We start from the raw sequence: 4,350 nt of genomic DNA, 5'->3' as shown, positions 1-4,350 counted from the left end.
GGGTCACTCGACCGCTGGCGTGATCCCCGCCTGACCGTCCGGTCTGATCGGGCGGGGAGTCGCAGTCGCGGCATGGCCGCCCGTGGCCTGCGCTCGCCAGTCGGTGTTCCCCCGGCGGCGCCCCAGGGCTTTCACTCGACCGCATCGGACGCCACGATCTGGTCCGGCCTGGGCTGGCGCACGGACGGCCCGCCGCTCACGAAGATCGCCTGACCGGTCGTGGACAGGCAGGCGCCGCCGGAGAGCAGGTGTTTCTTCGCTGAGCGCGACGCCGTGCCGCCCAACTGTGCCGCCCGATCGTGCCGCACGGGCCCGGGTCAGGCCCCGACGTACTGCGCCAGATGCTGCCCGGTGAGGGTGGAGCGGGCGGCGACGAGGTCGGCGGGCGTGCCCTCGAAGACGACCCGGCCGCCGTCGTGCCCCGCGCCGGGGCCGAGGTCGATGATCCAGTCGGCGTGTGCCATGACCGCCTGGTGATGCTCGATCACGATGACCGACCTGCCCGAGTCGACCAGCCGGTCGAGCAGGCCGAGCAACTGCTCCACGTCGGCCAGGTGCAGGCCGGTGGTCGGCTCGTCCAGGACGTACACGCCGCCCTTCTCGGCCATGTGCACGGCGAGCTTGAGCCGCTGCCGCTCGCCGCCGGACAGCGTGGTCAGCGGCTGGCCGAGGGTGAGATAGCCGAGCCCGACGTCGGCGAGGCGGGTGAGGATGGCGTGGGCGGCCGGCGTGCGCGCCTCGCCGGAGGCGAAGAACTCCGCGGCCTCGGCGACCGGCATGGCCAGCACCTGGCTGATGTCGCGGCCCCCGAGACGGTACTCGAGGACCGACGCCTGGAATCGCTTGCCCTCGCAGTCCTCGCACGTCGTGGAGACGCCGGCCATCATGCCCAGGTCCAGGTAGACGACGCCGGCGCCGTTGCAGGAGGGGCAGGCGCCCTCGGAGTTGGCGCTGAACAGCGCCGGCTTCACCCCGTTGGCCTTCGCGAACGCCTTGCGGATCGGGTCGAGCAGCCCGGTGTACGTGGCCGGGTTGCTGCGCCGGGAGCCCCGGATCGAACCTTGGTCGATCGTCACCACGCCCGCGCGGGCGGCCGCCGCCGAGCGGCCCAGCGACCCGTGCACGAGGGAGCTCTTGCCGGATCCGGCGACGCCGGTGACGACGACCAGCACCCCGAGCGGGATGTCGACGTCGACGTCGCGCAGGTTGTTGGCGTTCGCGCCGCGGATCTCCAGCGCTCCGGTGGGCGTACGCACCGACGGCTTGAGGGCGGCCCGGTCGTCGAGGTGGCGGCCGGTGATGGTGCCCGCGGCCCGCAGCCCTGCGATGTCGCCCTCGTAGCAGACGGTGCCGCCCGCGGTGCCCGCGCCGGGGCCGAGGTCGACGACGTGGTCGGCGATCGCGATCGTCTCGGGCTTGTGCTCGACGACGAGCACCGTGTTGCCCTTGTCGCGCAGCCGCAGCAGCAGCCCGTTCATCCGCTGGATGTCGTGCGGGTGCAGGCCGATCGTGGGCTCGTCGAAGACGTAGGTGACGTCGGTGAGCGAGGAGCCGAGGTGGCGGATCATCTTGACGCGCTGCGCCTCGCCGCCCGACAGCGTGCCCGACGGCCGGTTCAGCGACAGGTAGCCGAGCCCGATCTCCACGAACGACTCCAGGGTCTGCCCCAGCGCGGCGAGCAGCGGGGCCGCCGACGGCTCGTCGAGGCTACGGACCCATTCGGCGAGGTCGCTGATCTGCATCGCGCACGCGTCGGCGATGTTGACGCCCTTGATGCGGGAGGACCGGGCGGCCTCGCTCAGCCGGGTGCCGTCGCAGTCGGGGCACGTGGCGAAGGTGACCGCCCGCTCCACGAAGGCGCGGATGTGCGGCTGGAGGGTGTCGGGGTCCTTGGACAGGAACGACTTGCGCACCTTGGGGACCAGGCCCTCGTAGGTGAGGTTGACGCCGTTGACCTTGACCTTGACCGGCTCCTTGTAGAGGAAGTCGTGGAGCTCCCGCTTGGTGAACTCGCGGATCGGCTTGTCCGGGTCGATGAAGCCCGACTCGGCGAAGATCCGCACGGTCCAGACGTTGTCCACCTTGTAGCCGGGGACGGTGATCGCGCCCTCGGAGATCGGCTTGGAGTCGTCGTAGAGCTGGTGCAGGTCGATGTCGGAGACCGTGCCCCGGCCCTCGCAGCGCGGGCACATGCCGCCGACGCGGCTGAAGGTCTGCTTCACGGTCTTGGCCGCGCCGCGTTCGACCGTGATCGTGCCGGACGCCCGGACCGAGGGGATGTTGAAGGAGAACGCGCCGGGCGGGCCGATGTGCGGCCGGCCGAGCCTGCTGAACAGGATGCGCAGCATCGCGTTGGCGTCGGTGACGGTGCCGACCGTGGAGCGGGGGTCGGCGCCGAGCCGCTCCTGGTCGATGATGATCGCGGTCGTCAGCCCTTCGAGCACGTCGACGTCGGGCCGCGCCAGCGTCGGCATGAAGCCCTGTACGAAGGCGCTGTAGGTCTCGTTGATCAGCCGCTGCGACTCGGCGGCGATCGTGGCGAACACCAGGGAGCTCTTGCCCGAGCCGGAGACGCCGGTGAACACGGTCAGCCGGCGCTTGGGGATCTCGATGCTGACGTTCTTGAGGTTGTTCTCGCGTGCGCCGTGGACGCGGATCATGTCGTGGCTGTCGGCTACGTGCGGCGCAGGCGCCGGTGTGCCCGTCGTCATGGCCGTTGTCGTGGCCGTGCTCATCGTTTCTCCATCTGTCGTCGCGTATGCCGCCTTCGCGGTCTTGCTCGGCGCCGCCCGGCTCGGCTCAACCAGCCCTCGGCGATGCATGCCATTTAACCTGTGTTGAGGTGTGTGTCCGATTTATCGTGACTCGCTCAAGGAGTCAGACCGGCCGGACGCCGAGTTCCCCCCGGCGGCGGCGAATGCGCCGCCCTGCGCCGCGCCGCTACCGCACGCTCTGAAAGGCCGGGGCACGGCCGCCGCGGAAGGCCGAGGGCACGCCGCCGCGGGAGGCCGGGGGAGACCGCGCGGGGCTGGGGGAGGTGACCGGACGCGGATGCTGCTGTGTCCATGCCGCCCACGCTAGAGGCGGCCCGGGGGCGACCGCTTCTCGAATCCTGACCGTTCACCCGACCCCCGTTCACCCGACCCCGCTCTCGCGACCTCCGCGCACCGGCCGCTCACCCGACCCCGCTCTTGCGACCTCCGCGGACCGGCCGCGCCCGCTCCAGGCCCGTTCGCGTCCGGCCGCATCCCGCCGAAGGACGGGCCCTCTGGCGGTTCCGGTTCGATCGTGCCCGTGATCATGCCCGTGCCAGGACCGGTCTTCGGCCGGAACCCGCCCCTCCCCGTGAACGACCTCGTACGCCCACCCGGCTCGTCGCCCGCCTCCACGATCCCGAGGGCTCCTCGCGAACGACGTGTCCCTCCGCGCGCACGCCGTACCGAACCGCCTGCGGCACCGGCGACGAGCAACATCCCAACGTCCCGCTGAGCGCCGGGCGGACACGCCGCCATGATTTTTAATTTCTGGAAATAGAAAATGCTAAATTCCCAGCATGTCTGGCGGAGGCGGGGACCGGGGCGTGGTGATCACTCCGTGCAAGCACTGCGGGGCGCCGATCGAGCAACGCGGCGGCAGGGGACGCCGGCGCGCCTACTGCCCCGACGGCGGCTGCCAGGCCGCCGCGAAACGCGAACGCGAACTCCGCCGCGCGGCCCCCGGACTGGAGGGCACGCTCGCCCGCGCCGAGGACCTGTACGACCGCATGGAGAAAGGGCTCGCGGCGGCGATCGCCCCGCTGGCCGCCGCGCTGTCGCAGGAGCTGAGCCCGGCCGGCGTCGAAGCCAAGATCAGCGCCGTGCAGGCCGAGGCCGCCACCCGCGTCGCCGCCGCCTGGGCCGAACGCGAGCAGGCATTCGAGCAGGTACGGCTCGCCCGCCAGGCCGCCGAGGCCGCGCGCCGCGAGGCCGCCGACGCCCGCCGCGCCGCCGACGAGGCCGTGGCCGAGCGCGACGGCGCCATCGCCGACGCCGAGACGGCACGCGAGCAGGCCCTGGCCGCCCTGCGCGAGGCCGCCGCCACCGAACGCCGCGCCCAGCAGGCCGCCGACCAGGCCGTCCTCCGCGCCACCCTGGCCGAGCAGGCCCGCGACCAGGCCGTACGCGAGCTCGCCGACCGCGTCGACCAGGCCCTGGCCCAGGTCCGCGCCGCCCAGGCCAAGGCCCGCCGCGCGGTCGAGGACGCCGAACGCGCCCGTTCCCAGAGCGGCCGGGCCCACGACGGCGCCGAGCACGCCCGCCGCGCCGCCGAGAAGGCCGGCCGGGCCGGCGCCGCCGCCCTGGCCCGCGCCGA

At 72.8% G+C, this 4,350-nt stretch carries 2 protein-coding genes and 1 pseudogene; 1 reads left to right on the top strand and 2 read right to left on the bottom strand.

The window, feature by feature from the left end; translation table 11 throughout:
• Positions 1 to 131: 131 nt before the first annotated feature.
• The gene (locus tag AB0K60_RS14555) at positions 132 to 308 is read right to left on the bottom strand and encodes a hypothetical protein (protein ID WP_364053519.1); all 177 of its coding nucleotides are present in this window, start codon (positions 306 to 308) and stop codon (positions 132 to 134) included.
• Between the two features lie 9 nt (positions 309 to 317).
• The gene (locus tag AB0K60_RS14550) at positions 318 to 2,735 is read right to left on the bottom strand and encodes an excinuclease ABC subunit UvrA (RefSeq protein WP_364053516.1); all 2,418 of its coding nucleotides are present in this window, start codon (positions 2,733 to 2,735) and stop codon (positions 318 to 320) included.
• An 818-nt stretch (positions 2,736 to 3,553) separates the two neighbouring features.
• On the opposite strand from AB0K60_RS14550, the pseudogene AB0K60_RS14545 reads away from it, so the two are divergent.
• A pseudogene (locus tag AB0K60_RS14545) lies at positions 3,554 to 4,350 on the top strand (hypothetical protein); the annotation flags it as partial.

Origin of the sequence: Thermopolyspora sp. NPDC052614, assembly GCF_040678635.1 — a bacterium.
In the GTDB taxonomy this organism is placed as follows: Bacteria; Actinomycetota; Actinomycetes; order Streptosporangiales; family Streptosporangiaceae; genus Thermopolyspora.
Note: the sequence above shows the minus strand (reverse complement) of the source record. Positions and strands in the feature narration are given on the sequence as shown.

Coding starts and splice junctions, on each gene's coding strand:
- AB0K60_RS14550 (WP_364053516.1), bottom strand. CDS start 2,735: ATGAGCACGGCCACGACAACGGCCATGACGACGGGCACACCGGCGCCT.